General features: G+C 72.5%; 19 protein-coding genes. 10 read left to right on the plus strand and 9 right to left on the minus strand.

Annotated features, from left to right (window positions below):
• Positions 1-14: 14 nt before the first annotated feature.
• The gene (locus J4G33_RS01720; protein WP_208054158.1) at positions 15-749 is read right to left on the minus strand and encodes a spermidine synthase family protein; all 735 of its coding nucleotides are present in this window, start codon (positions 747-749) and stop codon (positions 15-17) included.
• A gap of 367 nt (positions 750-1,116) precedes the next feature.
• On the opposite strand from J4G33_RS01720, the gene J4G33_RS01725 reads away from it, so the two are divergent.
• Positions 1,117-2,574, plus strand: coding sequence for a SulP family inorganic anion transporter (locus J4G33_RS01725; RefSeq protein ID WP_208054639.1), 1,458 nt, complete (start codon positions 1,117-1,119; stop codon positions 2,572-2,574).
• 137 nt (positions 2,575-2,711) lie between these two features.
• On the plus strand, positions 2,712-3,719 hold the full coding sequence (glsA, locus tag J4G33_RS01730) for a glutaminase A (protein ID WP_208054159.1): 1,008 nt from the start codon (positions 2,712-2,714) through the stop codon (positions 3,717-3,719).
• On the opposite strand, the gene J4G33_RS17690 is transcribed toward glsA, so the two are convergent.
• The 6 genes from J4G33_RS17690 to J4G33_RS01760 all read right to left on the minus strand — a co-directional run bounded on the left by J4G33_RS17690 (position 3,606) and on the right by J4G33_RS01760 (position 9,860).
• Positions 3,606-4,664: a GGDEF domain-containing protein gene (locus J4G33_RS17690; RefSeq protein ID WP_208054160.1), complete on the minus strand. Its 1,059-nt coding sequence runs from the start codon at positions 4,662-4,664 to the stop codon at positions 3,606-3,608. The genes glsA and J4G33_RS17690 overlap by 114 nt on opposite strands.
• 117 nt (positions 4,665-4,781) lie before the next feature.
• Complete coding sequence (locus J4G33_RS01740) at positions 4,782-6,470, minus strand: ribonuclease J (RefSeq protein ID WP_208054161.1); 1,689 nt, start codon at positions 6,468-6,470, stop codon at positions 4,782-4,784.
• Between the two features lie 176 nt (positions 6,471-6,646).
• Complete coding sequence (locus tag J4G33_RS01745; RefSeq protein ID WP_208054162.1) at positions 6,647-8,239, minus strand: peptide chain release factor 3; 1,593 nt, start codon at positions 8,237-8,239, stop codon at positions 6,647-6,649.
• On the minus strand, positions 8,236-8,649 hold the full coding sequence (locus J4G33_RS01750; protein ID WP_208054163.1) for a MerR family transcriptional regulator: 414 nt from the start codon (positions 8,647-8,649) through the stop codon (positions 8,236-8,238). Before J4G33_RS01750 ends, J4G33_RS01745 begins: the two co-directional genes overlap by 4 nt.
• 118 nt (positions 8,650-8,767) lie before the next feature.
• Positions 8,768-8,941, minus strand: a complete 174-nt coding sequence (locus tag J4G33_RS01755) for a CsbD family protein (RefSeq protein WP_208054164.1) — start codon at positions 8,939-8,941, stop codon at positions 8,768-8,770.
• Between the two features lie 76 nt (positions 8,942-9,017).
• Positions 9,018-9,860 carry a UbiA family prenyltransferase gene (locus J4G33_RS01760; RefSeq protein WP_208054165.1) on the minus strand — a complete coding sequence of 281 codons (843 nt, stop codon included), beginning with the start codon at positions 9,858-9,860 and terminating at the stop codon, positions 9,018-9,020.
• Between the two features lie 93 nt (positions 9,861-9,953).
• Here J4G33_RS01760 and J4G33_RS01765 point away from each other — a divergent pair, with 93 nt between their 5' ends.
• The 7 genes from J4G33_RS01765 (at position 9,954) to J4G33_RS01795 (ending at position 20,042) form a co-directional block, all read left to right on the plus strand.
• On the plus strand, positions 9,954-11,036 hold the full coding sequence (locus J4G33_RS01765; RefSeq protein ID WP_208054166.1) for a type III polyketide synthase: 1,083 nt from the start codon (positions 9,954-9,956) through the stop codon (positions 11,034-11,036).
• Positions 11,033-11,572: an isoprenylcysteine carboxyl methyltransferase family protein gene (locus J4G33_RS01770; protein WP_208054167.1), complete on the plus strand. Its 540-nt coding sequence runs from the start codon at positions 11,033-11,035 to the stop codon at positions 11,570-11,572. The genes J4G33_RS01765 and J4G33_RS01770 overlap by 4 nt, the downstream gene beginning before the upstream one ends.
• Positions 11,573-11,579: 7 nt before the next feature.
• Positions 11,580-12,602, plus strand: a complete 1,023-nt coding sequence (locus J4G33_RS01775) for an NAD(P)/FAD-dependent oxidoreductase (protein WP_208054168.1) — start codon at positions 11,580-11,582, stop codon at positions 12,600-12,602.
• Between the two features lie 135 nt (positions 12,603-12,737).
• A complete protein-coding gene (gene glgX, locus J4G33_RS01780) occupies positions 12,738-14,855 on the plus strand; it encodes a glycogen debranching protein GlgX (protein ID WP_208054169.1) in 2,118 nt (705 codons plus the stop codon).
• A 2-nt stretch (positions 14,856-14,857) separates the two neighbouring features.
• On the plus strand, positions 14,858-17,410 hold the full coding sequence (treY, locus tag J4G33_RS01785) for a malto-oligosyltrehalose synthase (RefSeq protein WP_208054700.1): 2,553 nt from the start codon (positions 14,858-14,860) through the stop codon (positions 17,408-17,410).
• Entirely contained in the window at positions 17,407-19,194 is a 1,788-nt protein-coding gene (gene treZ, locus J4G33_RS01790; protein ID WP_208054170.1) for a malto-oligosyltrehalose trehalohydrolase, read from the plus strand. The genes treY and treZ overlap by 4 nt, the downstream gene beginning before the upstream one ends.
• Positions 19,194-20,042 carry a PPK2 family polyphosphate kinase gene (locus J4G33_RS01795; protein WP_208054171.1) on the plus strand — a complete coding sequence of 283 codons (849 nt, stop codon included), beginning with the start codon at positions 19,194-19,196 and terminating at the stop codon, positions 20,040-20,042. The genes treZ and J4G33_RS01795 overlap by 1 nt, the downstream gene beginning before the upstream one ends.
• A 75-nt stretch (positions 20,043-20,117) precedes the next feature.
• Here J4G33_RS01795 and zapE read toward each other — a convergent pair whose 3' ends face one another.
• The gene (gene zapE, locus J4G33_RS01800) at positions 20,118-21,140 is read right to left on the minus strand and encodes a cell division protein ZapE (RefSeq protein ID WP_208054172.1); all 1,023 of its coding nucleotides are present in this window, start codon (positions 21,138-21,140) and stop codon (positions 20,118-20,120) included.
• Between the two features lie 49 nt (positions 21,141-21,189).
• Between zapE and J4G33_RS01805 the strand changes: the two genes are divergently transcribed.
• Positions 21,190-21,993 (plus strand): dihydrofolate reductase family protein, encoded by an 804-nt coding sequence (locus J4G33_RS01805; RefSeq protein ID WP_208054173.1) that lies wholly within the window; start codon positions 21,190-21,192, stop codon positions 21,991-21,993.
• Here J4G33_RS01805 and J4G33_RS01810 read toward each other — a convergent pair.
• Entirely contained in the window at positions 21,967-23,625 is a 1,659-nt protein-coding gene (locus J4G33_RS01810; RefSeq protein ID WP_208054174.1) for a cation:proton antiporter, read from the minus strand. The genes J4G33_RS01805 and J4G33_RS01810 overlap by 27 nt on opposite strands.
• Positions 23,626-23,628: the final 3 nt, after the last annotated feature.

Here is a 23,628-nt window from a genome sequence, read left to right on the forward strand (position 1 = left end):
GCGCGGCCGGTGCCTCAGTCCCCGACGGGGCGTCGGGCGAGGTAGACGGTGTTCGTCGCCGGACCGTCCTGGAGGGGGTTGGCGAAGGGGACGACCTCGGCCCGGCAGTCCACCAGACCGGTGCGGAGGACCTCGAGGTAGTCCACGTCGGGCGGGTCGTTGGACCAGAGGGCGAACACACCGCCCGGCCTCAGCCGCCGCACCACCTCGTCGACGCCCTCAGGCGTGTAGAGGCTCGCGTGGTCCGGGTGCAGCACGTGGCGCGGCGAGTGGTCGATGTCGACGAGGATCGCGTCGTAGGCCCGGTCGACCGGGTGGCCGGCACGGTCCTGCGCCGCGAGCTCGCCCGACATGAGGGCGAAGAAGCTCCCGTGCACCAGCGAGCAGCGTCGGTCTGCCGTGAGCCCGGGGCCGAGGGGCACGAGCCCCTGCTCGTGCCACCCGATCACCTCGGCGAGGGCATCCACGACGACCAGGGAGGCCACCCGAGCCTCCTCGAGCACCGTCCGCGCCGTGTAGCCCAGCCCCAGGCCGCCCACGAGCACCTCGTGCTCCGTCCCGTCGAGCTCGGCCAAGGCGCGGCGGGCGAGCTCCTCCTCGGCCGCCGTGAACAGCGAGGACATGAGGAACTCCTCGCCGAGCTTGACCTCGTGGATCTCCTGCCCGGAGACCGGGTCGATTCGGCGTCGCAGGGTGAGCTCGCCCAGGGGCGTCTCGTGCCAGGCCAGCTCCTGGAGACGGCGGCTCATGCCACGCTCCTCACCTCGGTCGTGACGGCGCGCCCGGGCGGGACCGCGGGCGCCTGCGACCCGCACCCTATCCGTGGCGGGTGGGCACCTGCGGCGCTGCGCGGAGGAGCCGCGCCGGTCGGTAGGACGGTGCGAGACTCTACGCTTACGTCACGGTACGATAGCCCCGCCGGACGCGACCTACCGGCTGTGCTGTGCCGTCGCGGACGCCCTCGTCGCGCAGCGTCGCGCCCCCAGTTCCTGACCCGCCGTCCCGGACGGCTCCTTCCGGGGCGCGCGACGCCCCACGACGACGAACGGACCTTGCGTGTCTGAGACCACCCACGCCTCGCCGCGGATCCCCGAGGCCGACGAGACCCACTCCGTCATGAGCGCCCTGCGCTCCCCCGCCCGGCTGCGCACCGAGGTCCTGGCGGGCCTGGTCGTCGCCCTCGCCCTGATCCCCGAGGCGATCGCCTTCTCCATCATCGCGGGGGTCGACCCGCGCATCGGGCTCTTCGCCTCCTTCACGATGGCCGTCTCGATCGCCTTCCTCGGCGGGCGCCCGGCGATGATCTCCGCTGCCACGGGGGCGATCGCCCTCGTCATCGCCCCGGTGGCTCGGGAGCACGGGCTCGAGTACCTCATCGCCACGGTGATCCTGGCCGGCGTCTTCCAGGTGCTCCTCGGCGTGATCGGTGTCGCCAAGCTGATGCGGTTCATCCCGCGGCAGGTGATGGTCGGCTTCGTCAACGCCCTGGCCATCCTCATCTTCACCTCGCAGCTGCCTCACCTCGTCGACGTGCCGTGGCAGGTGTACCCGCTCGTCGCCGTCGGGCTGATCATCGTGTTCGGGCTGCCGTACCTGACGAAGGCCGTCCCGGCCCCGCTGGTCGCGATCGTCGTGCTGACCGGCGTGACCGTCCTCATGGCGATCGCGGTGCCCACGGTGGGCGACGAGGGCGAGCTGCCCCGCAGCCTGCCCTCGCTCGTCGTCCCCGACGTGCCCTTCACCCTCGAGACCTTCCAGATCATCGCGCCCTACGCGCTCACGATGGCCCTGGTCGGACTGCTCGAGTCGCTCATGACGGCCAAGCTGGTCGACGACGTCACGGACACCCACTCGAACAAGGTCCGTGAGAGCTGGGGCCAGGGCGTGGCCAACATCATCACGGGCTTCTTCGGCGGCATGGGCGGCTGCGCGATGATCGGCCAGACCATGATCAACGTGAAGGCATCGCGGGCTCGGACCCGGATCTCGACCTTCCTCGCGGGCGTCTTCCTGCTCGTCCTCGTGGTGGGCTTCGGGGACGTCGTGGCGATCATCCCCATGGCGGCCCTCGTCGCCGTGATGATCTTCGTCTCGGTCGCGACGTTCGACTGGCACTCGATCAGCATCGGCACCCTCAAGCGGATGCCGCGGAGCGAGCTGGCCGTGATGGTCGCGACCGTCGCCGTGACCGTCGCGACCCACAACCTCGCGTACGGGGTCATCACCGGGGTCGTCGTGGCCATGGTCCTGTTCACCCGACGGGTGGCTCACCTCACGAGGGTGGAGCGCATCGACCAGGTCGACGACGACGTCCGCGTCTACGCCGTGACGGGAGAGCTCTTCTTCGCCTCCTCGAACGACCTCGTCTACCAGTTCAACTACGACGACGACCCCGAGAACGTCGTGATCGACCTCTCGCAGGCCCACATCTGGGACGCCTCGACGGTCGCGACCCTGGACGCGATCACCACCAAGTACGCGTCCAAGGGGAAGAAGGTCACCATCCTCAACCTCGACGACGACAGCGCCAAGCGCCACGAGCTCCTGGCGGGTCAGCTCGGCGCAGGGCACTGAGGATCTCCCCCGCCCCGCCCATGGGCCGGCAGGGCGCGTAGGGCCGGTCCCTGATCCAGCGGCCGGCCCGTCCTCGTGGGAGGCTCGGTCGACCGAGGGACCGCCGTCCTCGTCCCCGCCCGAGCTAGGAGTCCTCGATGGATCAGCCGACCGTCACGGACCGGGGCGAGACCCCGCCCGTCTCGACGGGCCGACTGCCCGAGGACGCCACGGTCGACCGGCTCGTCCACGCGGTCCACGAGGAGCACCGTTCCGTGGGAGAGGGCGAGATCCCCGCCGGCATCCCGGCCATCGAGGAGGCCGACCCCGACCTGTTCGGGATCGCCGTGGTCGGGACGGCGGGGCGGGTCTTCTGCGTCGGTGACGCGGAGCACGCCTTCTCGATCCAGAGCGTCTCCAAGCCCTTCACCTTCGCCCTGGTCTGCCAGGCCCTCGGGCACGAGGAGGCCCGTGAGCGCCTCGGCGTCAACAACACCGGGCAGCCCTTCGACAGCGTGATGGCTGTCGAGCTCAACGACCACCGCACGATGAACCCGATGGTGAACGCCGGGGCGATCGCCACCACGAGCCACCTGCCCGGGTCCACCGCCGAGGACAAGTGGCAGCACCTGCACGAGGGGCTCTCGGCCTTCGCCGGGCGTGACCTCGAGGTCGACGAGGCGGTCTACGAGGCCGAGGTCCGGTCCAACCAGCGCAACCGGGGCATCGCGCACCTCCTCGAGGCCTACGACCACCTCGGCTTCGAGCCCGACGCCGCGGTGGACCTGTACACCCGGCAGTGCGCGCTGCTCGTGACCGCCGTGGACCTCGCCGTCATGGGTGCCACCCTGGCCAACGGCGGGGTGAACCCACGGACCGGCGATCGCGTGATCGACCCCGCCCACTGCCAGCACGTGCTCGCCGTCCTGGCGACCTCGGGGCTGTACGAGCGATCGGGCGACTGGCTCTACGAGGTGGGGCTGCCGGGCAAGAGCGGTGTGAGCGGCGGGATCGTCACGGCCTCCCCCGGCAAGGCAGGGCTGGCTACCTACTCACCGCCGCTGGACCCCGCGGGCAACAGCGTCCGAGGGCGCCTCGCGACCACCGAGCTGGCCGAGAGCCTCGGTCTCAACCTCTTCGCCTCGAGGCCGTTCTCCGACGACTGAGCCGGCCCGGGCGCGCTTCGCCCGGTAGAGGGCGTCGTCGGCGCGCGAGATCCACTCGTCCAGGGAGTCGGCCGCCCCGGCGGCCACCCCCGCCGACCACGAGCACCGCTGGTCGGCACCGGCCAGCCTCGCCACCACCCGACGGGCCTCCTCCTCGCCCGTCGCCGGGAGAAGGACCGCGAACTCGTCCCCGCCCCATCTGCCCAGCACGTCACCCGCGCGCAGCTCGGTGCGCCAGGCAGCCGTGAGCCCGACGAGCACCTCGTCCCCGGCCGCGTGCCCCTGGGTGTCGTTGATGATCTTGAAGTCGTCGAGGTCCAGCAGCACCAGGCTGACGGGACGTCCCGTGCGACGCGACCAGGCCAGCTCTCGCTCGGCGGCGTCCAGGAGGCTGCGTCGGGTCGCGGCCCCCGTGAGTGCGTCCTGGGCCGCGATCGCGCGCAGGCTCGTCACCTTCCTGTGGAGCACCCACGAGGTCCCCGCCATGGTGCCGAGGTAGAACACCCACGTCTGCACCGGCGAGGGGGAACCCGCCTGGGCCAGCCCGAGGGCCAGGCCACCACCGATGCCGACCAGGTAGGCGAGGAAGGGCGTTCGCGTCAGGAAGACGGCCGCGAAGACGGCCAACCAGAAGAAGCCCGCGGCCGTGACCACGGCCCCGACCGGGGTCGTGGACCGCAGGACGGCCAGGGTCATGAGCCCGAGGGCGAGCACCAGCACCGCGTGCATCGCCAGCACGGTCACCCGTGGGGCGAGGCGGAGCAGCACGGCCCCCAGCGCGAGGGCGACAGCGGCCAGCACCGCACCGAGGGCCCGGGGGGCGGTCTCGCTGAAGGGCACGACCACGGTGAAGCCGCAGAGCAGCCCGACGAGGAGGCACGCCGTGCCCAGGGTGGTGACCGCGGCCCGCGGCGCGGGTCGTCGAGCTGCGTCGACGCTCTGCACGAGACCCTCCTCCGACCATGCCGCCTCGGCTGGCCCCAGCACAAGGATCGGCATCTCACCCCAGGCGTTGAGCGGCCCGGCCGTGACACAGGTCACGACCGGGCCGCTCCGCACCGCCTACGCGTCGATGACGACCGCGATCACCACCGGCTCACGTCGATACTTGCGGCGCACGAAGCGGCTGACGGCCCGCGCGACGATCCCCTCGAGGGCCTCGAGGTCCTTGGTCTGCGCGGGGGTGGCCTTCTCGAGGGCCTTCTCGACCTCGGCCTGGACCCCGTCGAAGGTGTGGTCGTCGTGCACGAGCCCCTTGGTCAGGAACTCGAGCGGCTCGGCGAGGGTGTTGTTGGCCGGGTCCACGAGGGCGACGACCGTCACGACACCGCCCTCGCGCAGCAGGCGCCGCTCCTTGAGCGTGTCCTCGGTGGCCCGACCGACGGTCTGGCCGTCGACGTAGACGAGCCCGGCCGGGACCCGACCGGCGATCGTCGCGCGCCCCTTGACGAGGTCGACCGCGACGCCGTCGGCGCCGATGATGACCCGGTCCTCAGGCACCCCGGTGCGCACCGCGAGGGCGCCGTTCGCGTGCAGGTGCTTGGACTCCCCGTGGACGGGCAGCACGTTGCGCGGCTTGACGATGTTGTAGCAGTAGATGAGCTCGCCGGCGCTGGCGTGCCCCGAGACGTGCACCTTGGCGTTGCCCTTGTGCACGACGTTCGCACCGAGGTCGGTGAGCTTGTTGATGATGCCGTAGATCGCGTTCTCGTTGCCCGGGATGAGCGAGCTCGCCAGGAGCACCGTGTCCCCGTCACCGACCGCGATCTGGTGGTCGCCGTTGGCCATCCGGGCCAGGGCAGCCATGGGCTCGCCCTGAGAACCGGTGCAGATCAGGGTGACCTTGTCGTCCGGCATCGACTCGAGCTTGCCGAAGTCCACCACGAGGCCGCGGGGGATGTTGAGGTACTCCAGGTCGCGCGCGATGCCCATGTTGCGGACCATCGACCGCCCGACGAAGGCGACCTTGCGGCCGTTGCGGTGGGCGGCGTCGAGCACCTGCTGGATGCGGTGCACGTGGCTCGCGAAGCTCGAGACGATGATCCGCCGCGGCGCCGTCGCGAACACGTGGTCGATCGCCGGGGTGAGCTCGCGCTCCGAGGTCGTGAAGCCTGCCACCTCGGCGTTGGTCGAGTCGGTGAGGAACAGGTCCACACCCTCCTCGCCGAGCCGGGCGAAGTGCCGCAGGTCGGTGATCCGGTCGTCCAGGGGGAACTGGTCCATCTTGAAGTCCCCGGTGTGCAGCACCAGGCCGGCCTTCGTCCGGATCGCGACAGCCAGCCCGTCGGGGATGGAGTGGTTGACGGCCACGAACTCGAGCTCGAACGGTCCGGCCGTGTGGGTGTCCAACGCCTCGACGTGGACCGTCCGCGGCCGGATCCGGTGCTCCTTGAGCTTGGCCGAGATGAAGGCGAGGGTCAGCTCGGAGCCGATGACAGGGATGTCGGCGCGCTCCTTGAGCAGGTACGGGACCCCTCCGATGTGGTCCTCGTGGCCGTGGGTCAGCACGATCGCGACGATGTCGTCGAGCCGGTCCCGGATCGAGGTGAAGTCAGGCAGGATCACGTCGATGCCCGGCTGGTGGTCCTCGGGGAAGAGCACGCCGCAGTCGACGATGAGCAGCTTGCCCTGGTGCTCGAAGACGGTCATGTTGCGACCGATCTCGCCGAGGCCGCCCAGGGGGGTGACACGCAGGGCGCCGCGCGCCAGGGGCGGCGGCGCGGGAAGACTCTCGATGTGGGGTGATGCCATGGGTGTGTTCAGCCTCCTGAGATGAGGGCTGGTGGCCCTCGGGCGGGTGATGCAGGTTGTGGTCGACCTAGCTGTCGGCGAGATCGTTGATCACGTGGTCGTCCCTGGCGTCGCCGGGACCTGAGGACGAGTGTGCCAGTGCAACGGGTCGGCGCCCGCGAGGGCTGCCCCCTGGCTCACTCGGTCCCTGCGGGCAGGGGCTCGAGGCTCAGCTCGGGGTTGTCGCGCTGCAGCGCCCGCAGCCGCCACACGCTCTCGAGCAGCGCGAGGGTCACGCCGTCGGCCCGGCGCGCGATCTCGACCCCGGCGCGCCCGGCCAGGGCCTGCACGTCCTCGGGGGTCGCGAGACGGGCGATCGAGTAGCTCAGCTGGTCGACCCGGATCGGCGCGTTGAACTCGTGCTCCATGCGGAAGGTCGCCACCTCGAACTGCAGGGGGCCGACGGCCGCGAGGATCGGCGAGCCGTCACCGCGCGCCTCGGAGACCAGGACCTGGACGACGCCCTCCTGCTCGAGCTGGGCGATGCCCTTGCGGAACTGCTTGGAGCGACCGGGGTCGGCGGCCCGGGCCGCGACGAAGTGCTCGGGGGCGAACACGGGCATCGGGGGGAAGACGACCGGGGGCCCGCCACCGTCGTAGAGGCTGTCGCCGACAGCCAGGTTCGTCGCGTTGACCAGGCCGACGACGTCGCCCGGGTAGGCCGTCTCGATCGTGTCGCGCGAACGCCCGAAGACCGAGAGGGCGTACTTGGTCGCGAAGGGCCGGCGGGTCTGGCCGTGGGTCACGACCATCCCCCGCTGGAACTCCCCCGAGCACACGCGGACGAAGGCCACGTGGTCGCGGTGCTTGGTGTCCATGCCGGCCTGCATCTTGAACACGAACCCGCTGAAGGGGGCGTCGACGGGCCGAGGTGCGCCGTCGAGCCCGGGACGGTCGTCCGGGGCCGGGGCGAGCGTGCCCACCACGTCGAGGAGCTGACGGACCCCGATGTTCGCCAGAGCCGCACCGAACAGGAGCGGGGTCGTCGTCCCGGCGAGGAACGACTCCCGGTCGACGGCGTCGAGCAGCCCGACCGAGTCGACGGCCTCCTCGACCAGCTCGGGCAGCGCGGACCGAGCCGCGTCGGCCCCGAGGTGCTCCTCCTCGGCGAGGGCTGCACCCCCCGGCGCGCGGCGGTAGAGGGTGACCTCCTCGGTCACCGGGTCGAGCAGACCGCGGAAGTTCCCCGCCTCGCCGACGGGCCACGTCACCGGGGTGGGCCTGAGCTGGATGCGCTGCTCGAGCTCGTCGCACAGCTCGAGGGCGGTCCGCCCGGGGCGGTCCCACTTGTTGACGAAGGTGATCACCGGGATGCCCCGGCGGCGGCACACCTCGAAGAGCTTGAGGGTCTGGGGCTCGAGCCCCTTGGCCGAGTCGAGAAGCATCACCGCGGCGTCGACCGCGGTGAGCACGCGGTAGGTGTCCTCGGAGAAGTCAGCGTGACCCGGGGTGTCGAGCAGGTTGATGACCAGGTCGTCGACCTCGAACTGCAGGGCCGCGGAGGTGATCGAGATGCCGCGCTTCTGCTCCATCTCGAGCCAGTCGGACACGACGCCGTCGCGCCCCTGCTTGCCGTGCACGGCCCCGGCCTCGGTGATCGCACGGGCATGCAGGGCGAGGGCCTCGGTCAGGGTCGACTTGCCCGCATCAGGGTGCGAGATGACAGCGATGCTCCGCCGCCGTCGGGTCTCGAGGGCCAGGTCGGCCCCGGTGGTGGTCGTCGCCGTCATCGTGAGGACCTCGCTCCGCTGCGGCGCCCCAGCTCGGTGCTCAGGCTGTCGGCGAAGCTCTGCGCCTGGTCGAGCTGACGACGCAGGCTCACGCACCTCTCCTCCGCCGCCAGGCGGTACATCTCGAGTCGCTCGAGCAGGGCGTCCTGGGGACCAGGACCGGCGGCGGCGTCCTCGATCTCGTCCAGGGTGGTCAGCAGGTCGCGCATCTCCTCGAGGGTGAAGTCGAGGGGCTTCATCTGCTTGATGAGCTCGAGCCGGGCGATGTCCGCCTCGGCGTAGAGGCGGAAGCCACCGTGGGACCGCGAGGCCGGGCTCACGAGGCCGACCTCCTCGTAGTAGCGGATGGTGCGCAAGGACAGCCCGGTGCGCTCGGCGACCTCACCGATCTGGCGGTGCCCGTGTCCCATCCGTTCCCCTCTCGACCGACCCACTCTACCGGCGCGGCAGGGCGGCGACGCCCGGCCGCCCTCCCCAGGCACGGCAACGGGCGGCGACCTCGTGGTCGCCGCCCGCGCGTCAGGCTGGTCAGCTCTTGAAGGCGTCCTTGACGTTCTCGCCAGCCTGCTTGAGCTTCGACGTCGACTGGTCGGTCTTGCCCTCGGCCTCGAGGTCACGGTCGCCGGTCGCGGAGCCGGCGGCCTCCTTGGCCTTGCCCTGCCAGTTCTCGGCAGTGTTGCGAGCCTTGTCATCCGTGCCCATGGTCAACTCCTTGCGTCGGTGATGCCTTCGACGGTACGACGACGTCCGCCTCCTCGCGAGGCGAACGCCCGTCCGCTCAGCGCGCGAGGAGGTCGGGACCCGCTGCGACCAGGAGAGCCACGCAGATCACCGCGACCGCCATGGTCACGGTGAACGGAAGACGGCTCCGCTCTCGCAGGACGGCGACCACCCCGGCCGCGACGCTCAGCACCCCGGCAGCCACGAGGGCCAGGACCTCCAGGGCCCCCACGGGGCCACGGGGAGCGAGGACGACGAGGGCCGCCGCGGCCAGCAGCACGACGGGGGCGAGGACGCTCGTGGCCCGACGTCCGAGCCGATGGGGCAGTCCCCGGATCCCGGTGGCTGCGTCGTCGTGCAGGTCGGGCAGCACGTTGGCGAGGTGCGCCCCGAGCCCGAGGAGCCCCCCCACGGCCACCACCCAGGACGACGGGCCCGCCTGTCCCGGCAGAGCCAGGACGAGGAAGGCGGGCAGCAGCCCGAAGGACACGACGTACGGCAACCAGGACCAGATCGTGGCCTTCAGACCGAGGTTGTAGGCCCAGCCCCCGGCGACCGCGAGGACGTGCACGCCCCCGGAACGGATCCCGGTCAGCAGGGACAGCACGACGCAGACGCCCAGGGCCACGACCGCCGCGGCCCGCAGCAGGCGCGGGGTGACCGAGCCACGGACCACCGGCTTGTCCCTCCGCGCGACGGCGAGGTCGCGGTCGGCGTCGACGGCGTCGTTCGACCAGCCGATCGACAGCTGGCCTGCGAGCACCGCGGCGGTCGCGGTCGCGGCCGTCGCCGCGGGGGCGTCGAGCGCGAGGAGGAGCGCGGCGGCGAGGCAGGTCACGACGGCGGTCGGGCCGGCGTGGCTGGCCAGGAGCAGGCCGCGGACGCGCTGATGTGCGGGCACGTCGTCTCCTCTTCTCGGCGCGGGTCCCGTGGCGGCCCGTCCCGAGACGCTAGCGCCCGCGCCGGATCTCGACCGGCATGGCACGATGCGGACATGTCGCGCCTCGTCGCAGTGGCCCCCGCACTGCCCGCGAACGTCTACCCCCAGGAGCGGATCACCGAGATCATCGGGCCGCTCCTGACCCCTGCCGGGACGGACGCCGGTCGTCGGACGGCCCTGGACCGGTTCCATGCCGCGAGCGGGGTCACCAGCCGGCACCTCGCCCTGCCCCTCGAGCAGTACGCGGAGCTCACCACCTTCCGCGCGGCCAACGACCACTTCGTCCGCCTGGGCACCGACATCGCGGCCCGGGCCTGCCTCGAGGCGCTGACCGCGGCCGGGCTGCGGCCCGAGGACGTCGACTACCTCCTGTTCACCTCGGTCACGGGGGTCTCTGCCCCGTCCGTCGACGCTCTGCTCGTCGAGCGGATCGGGCTCCGCCCGGACATCACGCGCATGCCCTCCTTCGGTCTGGGCTGCGCGGGCGGGGCCGCCGGCCTGGCCCGCGTCGCCGACCACCTGACCGGCCACCCGGACCAGGTGGCCCTGCTGGTCTCGGTCGAGCTGTGCTCCCTCACGCTCCAGCAGGGCGACCACTCGACCGCGAACCTCGTCTCGAGCGGACTCTTCGGGGACGGCGCCGCGGCCGTCGTCATGGTCGGCGACGCGCACCCGGCCGCGACCCCCCAGCACGCCGTCGTCGTGGACTCGCGCAGCCGGCTCTACCCGGGGACCACCGACCAGCTCGGGTGGGACGTGGGTGACACGGGCTTCCGGATCGTCCTCTCGGCCGGCCTGCCGCGGGTCATCGAGCAGAACCTCGCGGAGGACGTGACCGCGATGCTCGACCGGCACGACCTCAAGGTGCGTGACGTCGGGGCCTGGGTGGTGCACGCGGGTGGTCCGCGGGTCCTCGACGCGGTGCGCGACTCCCTCGACCTGGACGAGTCCGTGCTGCACCTGAGCCGTGAGGTGCTCGCCGCCGTCGGCAACCTCTCCTCGGCCTCGGTGCTGCACGTGCTGGCCGCGACCCTGCGCGACGCACCCCCGCCGGGCACACCGGGGGTGGTCCTCGCCTTCGGTCCGGGCGTCGGGGTCGAGATGGTCCTGCTGCGCTGGCCCGAGGAGGCCTCATGATGTGGCTGCTGGGGGTCGTGATCGGCGCGACGGCCCTCGAACGGCTCGCCGAGCTCGTCGTCTCGGCGCGCAACGCGCGGTGGTCCTTCGCCCGCGGCGGCGTCGAGTCGGGCCGAGGGCACTTCCCCGCGATGGTCGCCCTGCACACGGCGCTGCTCGTCGCGTGCGTCGTGGAGGTCGTCGTCGCCGACCGACCCTTCCTCCCGGCCCTGGGGTGGACCGCCCTCGCCGTGGTGGTCGCGAGCCAGGGCCTGCGCTGGTGGTGCATCACGACCCTCGGGCCGCGGTGGAACACCCGGGTGATCGTCGTCCCCGGGCTCCCCCTCGTGACCGGCGGCCCCTACCGCTGGTTCCGCCACCCCAACTACGTCGCCGTGGTGGCCGAGGGCATCGCCCTGCCCCTGGTCCACACGGCATGGGTCACGGCCGTCGCCTTCACGGTGCTCAACGCGATCCTGCTGCTGGGCTTCCGGGTCCCGGCCGAGGAGCGCGCGCTCGAGGGTGCCGGCGGGGCCGTCGTCGACCCGCGGGCGTGACGCCCCCGTGAGGACCGACGCCGAGGTCGTCGTCGTCGGAGGCGGGCCGATAGGGCTCGCCGCAGCCATCGAGGCCCGGCTGGCCGGTCTCTCGGTGGTGGTCGTCGAACCTCGTGAGGGACCGGTCGACAAGGCCTGCGGGGAGGGGTTGATGCCGGGGACCCTGGCCGCGCTGCAGCGGCTCGGGGTCGACCCCCAGGGCCATGTCGTGGCAGGCATCAGCTACCGCTCGGGCGCCGGCCACGTCGACCACCGCTTCACCACGGGCCTGGGACGGGGGGTGCGCCGTACCGTGCTGCACGCGGCGCTCCTCGAGCGCGCAGCCGCCCTGGGCGTCGAGCACGTGGTGGGGCGAGCCGAGACGGTCGAGGTCATGGCGGACCACGTCGTCGCGGGCGGGGTCGCGGCGCGCTGGCTCCTGGCCTGCGACGGTCTGCACTCGAGCACGCGCCGCACCCTGGGGCTCGAGCGGCGTGCCCGCGGCACGGGACGGCGGTTCGGGCTGCGTCGCCACCACCGGGTCGAGCCGTGGACCGATCTGGTCGAGGTCCACTGGGGCCCGACCGCCGAGGTGTACGTGACGCCGGTCGACGCGACCACCGTCGGAGTCGCCGTGCTCGGTCCACGGGGAACCTCGGTCGACGAGGCGGTGGCGGCCGTCCCCGAGCTCGCCCACCGGCTCGCCGGGACGGCGACGACGTCGACCCTGCGCGGTGCCGGGCCGCTCGAGCAGCGGACCACCCGGCGCACGTCGGGCCGTGCCCGTCTGGTCGGTGACGCCTCGGGCTACGTCGACGCCCTCACCGGCGAGGGCCTGCGGGTCGGGTTGGCCCAGGCCCGGGCTGCCGTGGCGACCCTCGACGACCCGGGCGCCTACGAGCGGGAGTGGAGCCGCGCCACGCGCGACTACCGGGTGCTGACCCGCGGGCTCGTGCTGTGGGCACGGTCGCCGGCTCGCGCGGCGGTCGTCCCCGTGGCACGGACAGCCCCAGGGGTCTTCGCCGGGGCGGTCGAGCGCCTGGCCCGGTGAGGGCGCCGGACACGGCGGACGACCTCGACCACGGGATCCCCTCACCGAGCCCGCCACGACCACCAGTGATCTTCGACACAAGCGCTCGTCGACCGCTGGTGCGCGGGATCGGCCCCATGCTGGCACTCTTGGCCCATGCAGATCTGGCCAGGCAAGCCCTACCCGCTCGGTGCGACCTTCGACGGCACCGGGACCAACTTCGCCCTCTTCTCGGAGGTGGCTGAGCGCGTCGAGCTGTGCCTGATCTCGGAGGACGGCACCGAGGAGCGCATCGACCTCCCCGAGGTCGACGCCTTCGTGTGGCACGCGTACCTCCCGAGCGTCCAGCCCGGTCAGCGTTACGGCTACCGCGTGCACGGACCCTTCGACCCGTCGAACGGCCACCGGTGCAACCCGGCCAAGCTGCTCCTCGACCCTTACGCGAAGGCCATCGACGGGCAGATCGACGGGCACCAGGCGCTGTTCTCGTACGACTTCGGCGACCCGGACTCCGTCAACGAGGACGACTCGGCCGGGCACACGATGGTCTCGGTGGTCATCAACCCCTACTTCGACTGGGGCCACGACCGTCCGCCGAACCGTGAGTACCACGAGAGCGTCATCTACGAGGCACACGTCAAGGGCCTGACCCAGCTGCACCCGAGCGTCCCGGACGAGCTGCGCGGCACGTACGCGGGCCTCGCGCACCCGGCGATCATCGACCACCTGGTGGACCTGGGCATCACCGCGATCGAGCTCATGCCCGTGCACCAGTTCGTCAACGACCCGACGCTCCAGGAGAAGGGCCTGTCGAACTACTGGGGCTACAACACGATCGGGTTCTTCGCCCCGCACAACGGCTACGCCTCCTCGGCCTACCCGGGCCAGCAGGTCCAGGAGTTCAAGCAGATGGTCAAGGCGATGCACGAGGCGAACATCGAGGTCATCCTCGACGTGGTGTACAACCACACCGCCGAGGGCAACCACCTGGGGCCCACCCTGTGCTTCCGCGGGATCGACAACGCGGCCTACTACCGCCTGGTCGACGAGGACCAGGCCCACTACTACGACACGACCGGCACCGGGAACTCGCTGCTCATGCGCAACCCGCACGTGCTGCAGCTGCTCATGGACTCCCTGCGGTACTGGGTCAACGAGATGCACGTCGACGGGTTCCGCTTCGACCTCGCCTCGACCCTGGCCCGCCAGTTCCACGAGGTGGACCGCCTCTCGGCCTTCTTCGACCTGGTCCAGCAGGACCCGGTCATCAGCCAGGTCAAGCTGATCGCCGAGCCCTGGGACGTCGGCGACGGCGGCTACCAGGTCGGAGGCTTCCCTCCCCTGTGGAGCGAGTGGAACGGCCGCTACCGCGACACCGTGCGCGACTTCTGGCGCGGCGAGCCGTCGACCCTGGGTGAGTTCGCGAGCCGCCTCTCGGGCTCCTCGGACCTGTACGAGCACAGCGGCCGCAAGCCGATCGCCTCGATCAACTTCGTCACGGCCCACGACGGCTTCACCCTGACCGACCTCGTGTCCTACAACGAGAAGCACAACGAGGACAACGGCGAGGACGGGCGGGACGGCGAGAGCCACAACCGGTCCTGGAACTGCGGGGCCGAGGGCCTCACGGACGACCCCGAGATCAACGCCCTGCGCCGCCGCCAGGTCCGCAACTTCCTGACCACCCTCCTGCTCTCCCAGGGCGTGCCGATGATCGCCCACGGGGACGAGCTCGGGCGCTCCCAGGGGGGCAACAACAACGGGTACTGCCAGGACAACGAGGTGACCTGGGTGGACTGGGACCTGGACGAGGAGGAGGCCGCGCACCTCGACTTCACGCGTGCGCTGGTCCACCTCCGTCGCGACCACCCCGTGCTGCGACGACGTCGGTTCTTCTTCGGCAGCGCAGACCACGGCGGTGAGTCCGAGCTGGGCGACATCGCCTGGTTCACCACGACCGGCGAGCACATGACCGACGCCGACTGGCGCGAGGGCCATGCCCGGGCCGTCATGGTGTTCCTCAACGGCGAGGCCATCGCCGAGCCCGACGTGCGGGGCGAGCCCGTGGTCGACGACAGCTTCCTGGTCATGTACAACGCCGACGCCGACCCGGTCACCTTCACCCTGCCCCCGGCCGAGTTCGGCCAGGCATGGACCTGCGTCATCGACACCGACCACACCCTCGACATCGGCGACCAGGTCGAGGCCGCGAGCACCATCAAGATCACCGGACGCAGCACCCTCGTGCTCACGCGTGCCGTCGAGGACGACTGAGCGTGGTCGCCTCCCCCGCCGTCGACGACCAGCAGCAGCCGACCGAGCGCCAGGGGCCGTCGCGGCGCCGTCCGCCCGAGGGCCGGCCGGTGCCCGTCTCGACCTACCGGCTGCAGCTCAACGCCGACTTCACGCTGGACGACGCCGCGGCCCAGGTGGGGTACCTGGCCAGGCTCGGGGTCACCCACCTGTACCTCTCCCCCGTCCTCACCGCGGCGCCGGGCTCGACGCACGGCTACGACGTGGTGGCCCACGACGAGATCTCCCCCGTGCTGGGCGGCCGCCCCGCCCTCGAGCGCCTCGCCGCAGCCAGCCACGAGGCCGGGCTCGGTCTGGTCCTGGACATCGTGCCCAACCACATGGCCGTGCCCACCCCGGTATGGCACAACCGTGCCCTGTGGTCGGTCCTGGCCCACGGACCGGAGTCGCCCTACGCCGCATGGTTCGACGTCGACTGGTCCGCGGGGGACGGCGCCCTCCTCATGCCCGTGCTCGGCAGCAGGATCGGGGCGGTGCTCGGCTCGGACGAGCTCACGGTCGACGAGGCCGTGGTCCCCGGCCAGGAGGACCAGGGCCCGCAGCCGGTGCTGCGCTACTACGACCACGTCTTCCCGGTCCGCGCCGGGACCGAGCAGCTGCCCCTGGCTGACCTGGTGGACCGCCAGCACTACCGGCTCGCGTACTGGAAGGTCGCCAACGAGGAGCTCAACTACCGACGGTTCTTCGACGTCGGGACCCTCGCCGCCGTCCGGGTCGAGAACCCCGAGGTCTTCGACGCGACCCACGCCCTGGTCACGGACCTGCTCCGGACCGGCGTGATCGACGGGCTCCGGATCGACCACCCCGACGGCCTCGCGGACCCCCAGGGCTACCTCGATCGTCTCGCCGAGGCCACCGACGACGCCTGGGTGGTGGTCGAGAAGATCCTCGCCCCGGCGGAGGACCTCCCCGAGGACTGGACGACGGCCGGGAGCACCGGCTACGAGGCCATGTGGCGCGTGCACTCGACCTTCGTCGACCCGGGCGGCGGCGCCGAGCTCGGAGCCCTCATGCACCGCCTGACAGGTGACACGACGGACGCCCTGCCCGGCCTGGTCGAGGAGGCCAAGCGCGAGATCGTCGGTGGCCCCCTCTACGCCGAGGTGCACCGCCTGGCAGACCTCGCGGCAGACATCTGCCGCGACGACGTCCGGCTCCGGGACCACACCTGGAGGTCCTTGCACGACTGCCTCCTCGAGCTCCTCGTCGCCGCGGACCGCTACCGGTACTACGTCGTGCCGGGCGAGACCGCGCACCCCGACTCGCAGGCAGCCTTCGCCGAGTGCGTGGCCCACGCCCGCGGGCGGCTCGCCGACGACCGGCTCGAGACCCTCGAGCTGCTCGCCGAGATGCTGCTGGGCAAGGAGATCGGCTCGGCGGGGCGGACCCGTGAGGCCCGCCGGGACGAGCTCGTGGTCCGGTTCCAGCAGACCTGCGGTGCCGTCATGGCCAAGGGCGTCGAGGACACCGCGTTCTACCGGTGGAGCCACCTGATCAGCCTGTGCGAGGTCGGCGGGGCGCCCGAGCGCTTCGCGATCAGCCCCGAGGAGCTGCACGCCTGGGCCGGTCGCGCCCAGCACCACGCCCCCGTGGCGATGACAGGTCTGTCGACCCACGACACCAAGCGCAGCGAGGACGTCCGCGCCCGGCTCGGCGTGCTGTCCGAGCTCCCCGTCGAGTGGGCCGAGCTGGTCGACCGGCTGCGCACGACGACGGCCGAGCTGCGTCCGTCGGTCCTGGACGGACGCACCGAGAACATCTGGTGGCAGACCCTCGCCGGGACCTGGCAGGGCGAGGAGCCGCTGGCCCTCGACCGCCTCACCGAGTACCTGACCAAGGCCGTGCGGGAGGCCAAGTCGCACACCTCGTGGACGGCGCAGAACGAGGCCTACGAGCAGGCGGTGCTGGGCTGGGCCGCGGCAACCCACGCCTCCCCGGCCGTGCGTGAGGCCTTCGCCGGGTGGGACCGGCGGACGGCCGTGGGCGTGCGGGCGGCCACCCTGGGCACCAAGCTCGTCCAGCTCTGCCTGCCCGGGGTCGCGGACGTCTACCAGGGCACCGAGGTGCCCGCCGTCGCCCTCGTCGACCCGGACAACCGCCGGCCCGTGGACTACACGACCCTGGACCGCTCCCTCGACCGCCTCGAGACCGAGGGACCGCGCGGGCTCGAGGACGAGAAGATGATCGTCACCTCCCGCGCCCTGCGGGCACGTCGTGACCACGCCGGGGCCTTCACCGGGCTCGGGGCCGGCTACCAGCCCCTCCCGGCGTCCTCGGGTCACGCCCTGGCCTTCGCCCGCAGCGAGGACGGTGAGCCGCGTGTCCTGTGCGTCGCGACCCGGCTGGCCCTGTCCCTCGACCGGCTGGGGGGCTGGGGAGAGCACACCGTGACCTTGCCCACGGGCCGGTGGCGCGACGTCCTGACCGGGAGCACCTTCGACGAGGGCAGCGCGCGGCTGGCCGAGATCCTCGCCGACCTGCCCGTCGCCCTGCTCGTCGAGGAGGACCACCGATGACGACCCGCCCCCGCGTCTGGGCCCCCACGGCCGAGTCCGTCGAGCTGGTGACCGGAGGCCCGGACGGCCCCACCGACCGCCACGCCATGACCCAGGACCCCGGGGGGTGGTGGGTCGCCGCGCTGTCCCTGCCGCACGGCGCCGACTACGCCTTCGCCGTCGACGGGAGCGACCCGCGCCCCGACCCGCGCAGCGCCTGGCAGCCCCACGGGGTGCACGGCCCCAGCCGGGTCTTCGACCCTGAGCGCTACGACTGGGCCGACGGCGCCTGGGCCGGGTGCGACGCGCGCGGAGCCGTCATCTACGAGCTCCACGTGGGCACCTTCACCCCGGAGGGCACCCTGGACGCCGCTGTCGCGCGCCTGGACCACCTGGTCGACCTCGGGATCGACATGGTCGAGCTCATGCCGGTGGCCGCCTTCCCGGGCGTCCACGGCTGGGGGTACGACGGGGTCGCGATCTACGCGGTCCACGAGCCCTACGGCGGCCCCGCCGCCCTGCAGCGCTTCGTGGACGCCGCCCACGCCCGCGGCCTCGCCGTGTGCCTGGACGTGGTGCACAACCACCTCGGTCCCTCGGGCAACTACCTGGGCGTCTACGGCCCGTACTTCACCGACCGGCACGAGACCCCGTGGGGCTGGGCCGTCAACCTCGACGGACCCGACGCGGCCGAGGTGCGCGCCTACCTGGTCGACAACGCGACCCGGTGGCTCCGCGAGTTCCACCTCGACGCCCTCCGGCTGGACGCGGTGCACGCCCTGGTCGACGACTCGCCACGGCACGTCCTGGCCGAGATGGCCGACGCCGTCGCCGGGCTCGCCGCCGACGTCGGCTGTCCGCTGTCCCTCATCGCGGAGTCCGACCTCAACGACGTCGCCATGGTCACGCCCACGGCTCAGGGGGGCCAGGGCATGACGGCGCAGTGGGCCGACGACGTCCACCACGCGGTCCACGCCTTCCTCACCGGCGAGCGGCACGGCTACTACGTCGACTTCGGCAGCCCCGAGGTCCTGGCCAAGGCCCTGACCTCGGCCTTCGTGCACGACGGCGGGTACTCGACCTTCCGCGGGCGCGACTGGGGGCGGCCTGTGCCTCCCGAGACCGACGGGCACCGCTTCGTCGTCTTCGGTCAGGACCACGACCAGGTCGGCAACCGCGCCCTGGGCGACCGTCCCTCCGCCCGGCTCGACGACGGCGCCCTCGCCGCCTCGGCAGCCCTGGTGCTGACCTCGCCCTTCACCCCCATGCTCTTCATGGGCGAGGAGTGGGGCGCCCGGACCCCGTGGCAGTACTTCACCGACCACGCCGAGCCCGAGCTCGTGGAGGGCATCCGCCGCGGCCGCCGCGAGGAGTTCGGCGGGCACGGCTGGGCCGAGCTCTACGGCGGGGACGTGGACGTGCCGGACCCCCAGGCCCCGTCGACGGTCACCGTGAGCCGCCTGGACTGGTCCGAGCCCGAGCAGGAGGCCCACCGTCGCCTGCTGGACTGGTACCGGGACCTCATCGCGCTGCGCAAGGCCCAGCCCGACCTCGCCTCGGGGGACCTCGCGGCGGTCGGCGTGGACCACGCCCCCGACGGGTCGTGGCTCGTGGTGCGGAGGGGCGCCGTGCGCACCGTCTTCAATCTCGCCGAGACCCCGGCCGAGGTGCCGGGCGGCGGGGCCGGGGCGGTGCTGCTGCGCTGGGGGCCGGTCGAGCAGGGGCAGGACGGCACCCTGAGGCTCGGTGCCCGCGGCGTCGCGGTCCTCGGCCCAGACCCTGGCCGTCCCGCCGGGACCTCCTGATGGGCTGGAGCGGGCCTGCTGCCGACGCCCTGCGCGTGGCTCCCGGCTTCGACCTTGCCGACCTCGACACACGGTCGACCCCCGGGTGGCGCGGGAAGAAGAGGGCGGGCCGGGACGCGACGGCCGCCCGGGGCCGCGAGCTCGCCGACCTCCAGGAGAAGCTCTACGCCCACGGCCGAACCGGTGGTGATCGCTCGGTCCTGCTGGTGCTCCAGGGCATGGACACCGCGGGCAAGGGGGGCGTCGTGCGCACGGTGCTCGGCATGGTCGACCCTCAGGGCGTGGCGCTGACGGCCTTCGGGGTCCCGACCCCCGAGGAGGCCGCCCAGCACTACCTGTGGCGGATCCGCCGGGCCCTGCCCGCACCGGGAACCCTCGGGGTCTTCGACCGGTCGCACTACGAGGACGTCCTGGTGGTCCGGGTCGAGGGCCTCGTCCCCGTCGAGACCTGGGAGCCGCGGTTCGAGGAGATCAACGCCTTCGAGCGTGAGGTCGTCGAGAGCGGCACCACGATCGTCAAGGTGCTCCTCGCGATCTCCCCCGAGGAGCAGGCCCACCGGCTGCGCCGGCGCCTGGAACGGCCGCACAAGCACTGGAAGTACGTCCCGGAGGACATCGACGCCCGGGAGCGGTGGCGCGACTACCAGCAGGCCTACCAGGAGGTGCTGGACCGCACCTCGACCGAGCACGCGCCCTGGCACGTCGTCCCGGCCGACCGGAAGTGGTTCAGCCGTCTGGCCGTCACCGAGCTCGTCGGCCGGGCCCTCGAGGGCCTCGACCTCGACTGGCCCGTCACGGAGGTCGACGTGGAGTCCGAGCTGGCACGGCTCGAGGCCTCCGAGGTCTAGGGCGCCGTCAGGACCGGCCGCCGCCGTACGCCGGTCCTGAGGGCCGGGTGCAGGGCCCTGCTCGGGCTCGGCAGCCTACGCTCGGCCGAGCTCGGCAGCGCGGACCCGGCCGAGCTCGGCCAGGACCCCGAGCCGGGACAGCGACCGCAGGTACTTCTTGCGGTAGCCCCCGCCGAGCATGGTCTCGCTGAACAGGCCCCTCGTGCCGCAGCCGCCCAGGAGCACCGGGACGTCGAGGTCGTAGAGCCGGTCCACGAGCACCACCAGGCGCAGGGCGTCCGCCTGGTCCGTCACGGCCCGCACCTCGGTCAGCCCCACCGCGCCGACACCCTCGAGCATGGCTCCGTAGCGGCTCGGGTGCACGTGGTGCAGGTGCTCGAGGACCTCGACGAACGCGTCGCAGGTCGCCGTCGACTCCTGGGCGCAGGCCGCCCGCACCTCCTCGTCGGGCAGGCCCTCCTCCGGGTGGGGTGCACCACGGTGCCGGTAGTCGGGCCCGTCGATGCGCAGCACCTCGAACCGGGCCGCGAGGGCCTGGATCTCCCGCAGGAAGTCCTCGGCCGCGAAGCGCCCCTCCCCCAGGGACTCGGGAAGCGTGTTGGAGGTGGCCACCAGGGCCACCCCCGCGTCCGCCAGCTCGCGCAGCAGGCGTGACATGAGGACCGTGTCGCCCGGGTCGTCGAGCTCGAACTCGTCGATGCAGACGAGAGGGCGCCCGCTCAGCTCGCGCACCGTGGTCGCGAAGCCGAGGGCACCCACCAGGTGCGTGTACTCCACGAAGGTGCCGTAGACGGAGCCCTCGACCCGGTGCGCCAGCGCCGCCAGCAGGTGGGTCTTGCCGACCCCGAAGCCCCCGTCGAGGTACACCGCGACCGGCGCGGTCCTGGCGCGGCCTCCCCACCAGCGTCGCGCGGGGCGGGCCTCGAGGATGTCTGCCACCTCGGCCAGCCGGGTGCGTGCGTCCTCCTGGCTCGGATGCCCGGGGTCAGGACGGTAGGAGTCGAAGCTCGCCTGCACGAAGTGCCGCGGTGGGACGAACCCCGCGAGCAGGCGGTCGGCCGGGACCTCAGGGCGGCGTGCGGTCAGCGAGCTGGTCACGAGCCGAGAGCCTAGGCGACGTCGGTGGGCCGGGGGCTAGCGTGGAGCGGTGAGCAGCCCCCCACCCCTCGACGTGCTGGTGCCGACCTCGTCCGGGCGGGAGAGCCGCGAGATCCTGCCCGACCCCGCCGAGGTCGAGCTGACCGCCCTGTACGGCGCGCCCGCCGGGGGCCTCGCCCGCGCCAACATGATCGCCACCGTCGACGGCGCGACGGCCGGGCCCGACGGCCGGTCGGGGTCGATCAACGGCCCCGCGGACCTGCGCGTCTTCACCACGCTCCGGGCCCTGGCCGACGTCGTGCTGGTGGGGGCGGGCACGGCCCGGACCGAGGGCTACGGCGCACCGCGCACCCCGCTCCCGCTCCGGTCGGGCCGCCGAGCCCGCGGTCAGCGCGACCATCCCGACCTCGCCCTGGTGACGCGCTCCGGCCTGCTGCCCGCCGAGCTGCTGGTCGAGGACCCTGCGCCCTGGGTCTTCACGACGGGGCGGGCCCCCGGTCTCGACGAGCTGCGCCGCGCCCTGCCGGCCGAGCGCCTGCACGTGCACGACGACGAGGTCGACCTCGGGGAGGCGCTCAGGACCCTGAGGGCGGCGGGACGCACGAGCGTGCTCGCCGAGGGCGGACCGGCCCTCCTGGGGGCGCTCGTCCGGCGCGGCCTCGTGGGTGAGCTGTGCCTGACGACCAGCCCCGTGCTCGTGGGGTCCCCCGTGGGGATCCTGGGCCCGGGCAGCGAGCTCGCCCCGCCCCGCCCCGGCGCGCTGGCCCACCTCCTGCACGCCGAGGGCGTGCTGCTCGCACGCTGGCTCCTGGGGACGCCGGCGAGCTCAGTCCAGCCCGCCGTCGCCCCCTGACCCACGGCCGCGCTCCCGGCTGAGCCGTGGCAGCACCTGGTCCGCGGCCTCGGCGAAGGGCCGGAGGACCGTCACCCCGGGCTCGGCCTCCAGGACCATGGACTCGTGGCTGCCGAGGGCGGTCAGGGCCACCACCCCTCGGAACTCGAGGCGACGCAGCGAGTCCAGCAGGGTCAGGTTGACCGAGAGCTCGGGCACCGTGCACACCACGGCATGGGTCTCGTGCAGCGGGAGGGCCAGGGTGAGCTCGGGCTCGGTGATGTCGCCGTACAGGGTCTCGACCCCGGCCTCGCGCAGCCCTGCGAGGACGTGCGGGTCCAGGTCGACCACGAGCACCCGCCCACCGGCCGTCCGGAGCCCGTCGACGACCGCTCCGCCGAACCGCCCTCCGCCGATGACCACGGCGTCGTAGGGCTCGCCCTCCCCGTCGTCCTCGACGCCGCGGTGCGGGGAGGCGCGCTCGAAGACCGAGAGGGCCGGGGCGATCCGGGCGTAGATCTCCTTCGAGTACAGGATCAGGTACGTCGACAGACCGATGGTGATCACCCCGACCATCGTGACCAGGCTCAGCGCCTCGCTGCCGATGTGGCCGACGCTCATGGCCAGGGCCGCGAGGATCAGGGAGAACTCGCTGATCTGGGCCACCGCGAGACCCGCGAGGAAGGACACCCGCTTGCGGTAGCCCATCACCCCCATGATGACCATGACGATGACCGGGTTGCCGATCAGCACGAAGGCCGAGAGCAGCAGGGCGGGCACGACCTGGGCCCGGGCCTCGGCGAACTCCATCGTCGAGCCGAGGTCGATGAAGAAGAAGAGGATGAGGACGTCGCGCAGGCTCACGAGCCGCGCCCCGAGGGCCTCGCGGTAGGAGGTCGAGGCGAGCGAGACCCCGGCGAGGAAGGCACCGACCTCCATGCTCAGGCCGATCGCGTCGCTCGCGGCGGCCACGGCCACGGCCCACACCAGGCCGAAGAGCACGATGAGCTCGCCCGAGCTCGCGAGCCGGTCGAGGAGCCTGGGCAGCACGTAGCGAGCGAGAAGGGCGATCCCCACGAGGAACGCCGCGCCGCGCAGCGCCGTCCACGCGACCTCGGTCCCGACGTCCTGATCCGTCCCCACGCCGATCGCGGTGATCACGATCATCGCCAGCACCACGACGACGTCCTGGACGATGAGGAACCCGACCGCGATCCGCCCGTGCAGCTCGTCGAGCTCGCGCTTGTCGGACAGGAGCTTGACGATGATGATCGTGGAGGAGAACGTCAGGGCCACCGCGACGTAGACCGCCGTGACGACGTCGTACCCCAGGGCCCACGTGATCCCGAAGCCGATCACCGAGGTGAAGACGACCTGGCCCAGGCCCGTCACCAGGGCCACCGGGCCGGTGGTCCGGATCAGGTGGAGGTCGAGCTTGAGACCGACGAGGAAGAGCAGCACCGCGATGCCGACCTTGGCGAGCAGGGCGACCTGCTCGGTCGCCGTGATCAGGCCCAGAGCGGCCGGACCCACGAGGATGCCGACGGCGATGTAGGCGACGACGAGGGGCTGCCGCAGCATCTGGGCGAGGGCTCCCGCGGCGGCGGCGATGATGAGGATCGCCGCGATCTGGCCGAAGTCGCTCTCGAGCATCTG

The organism is Actinotalea soli (assembly GCF_017565425.1).
GTDB classification, from domain to species: domain Bacteria; phylum Actinomycetota; class Actinomycetes; order Actinomycetales; family Cellulomonadaceae; genus Actinotalea; species Actinotalea soli.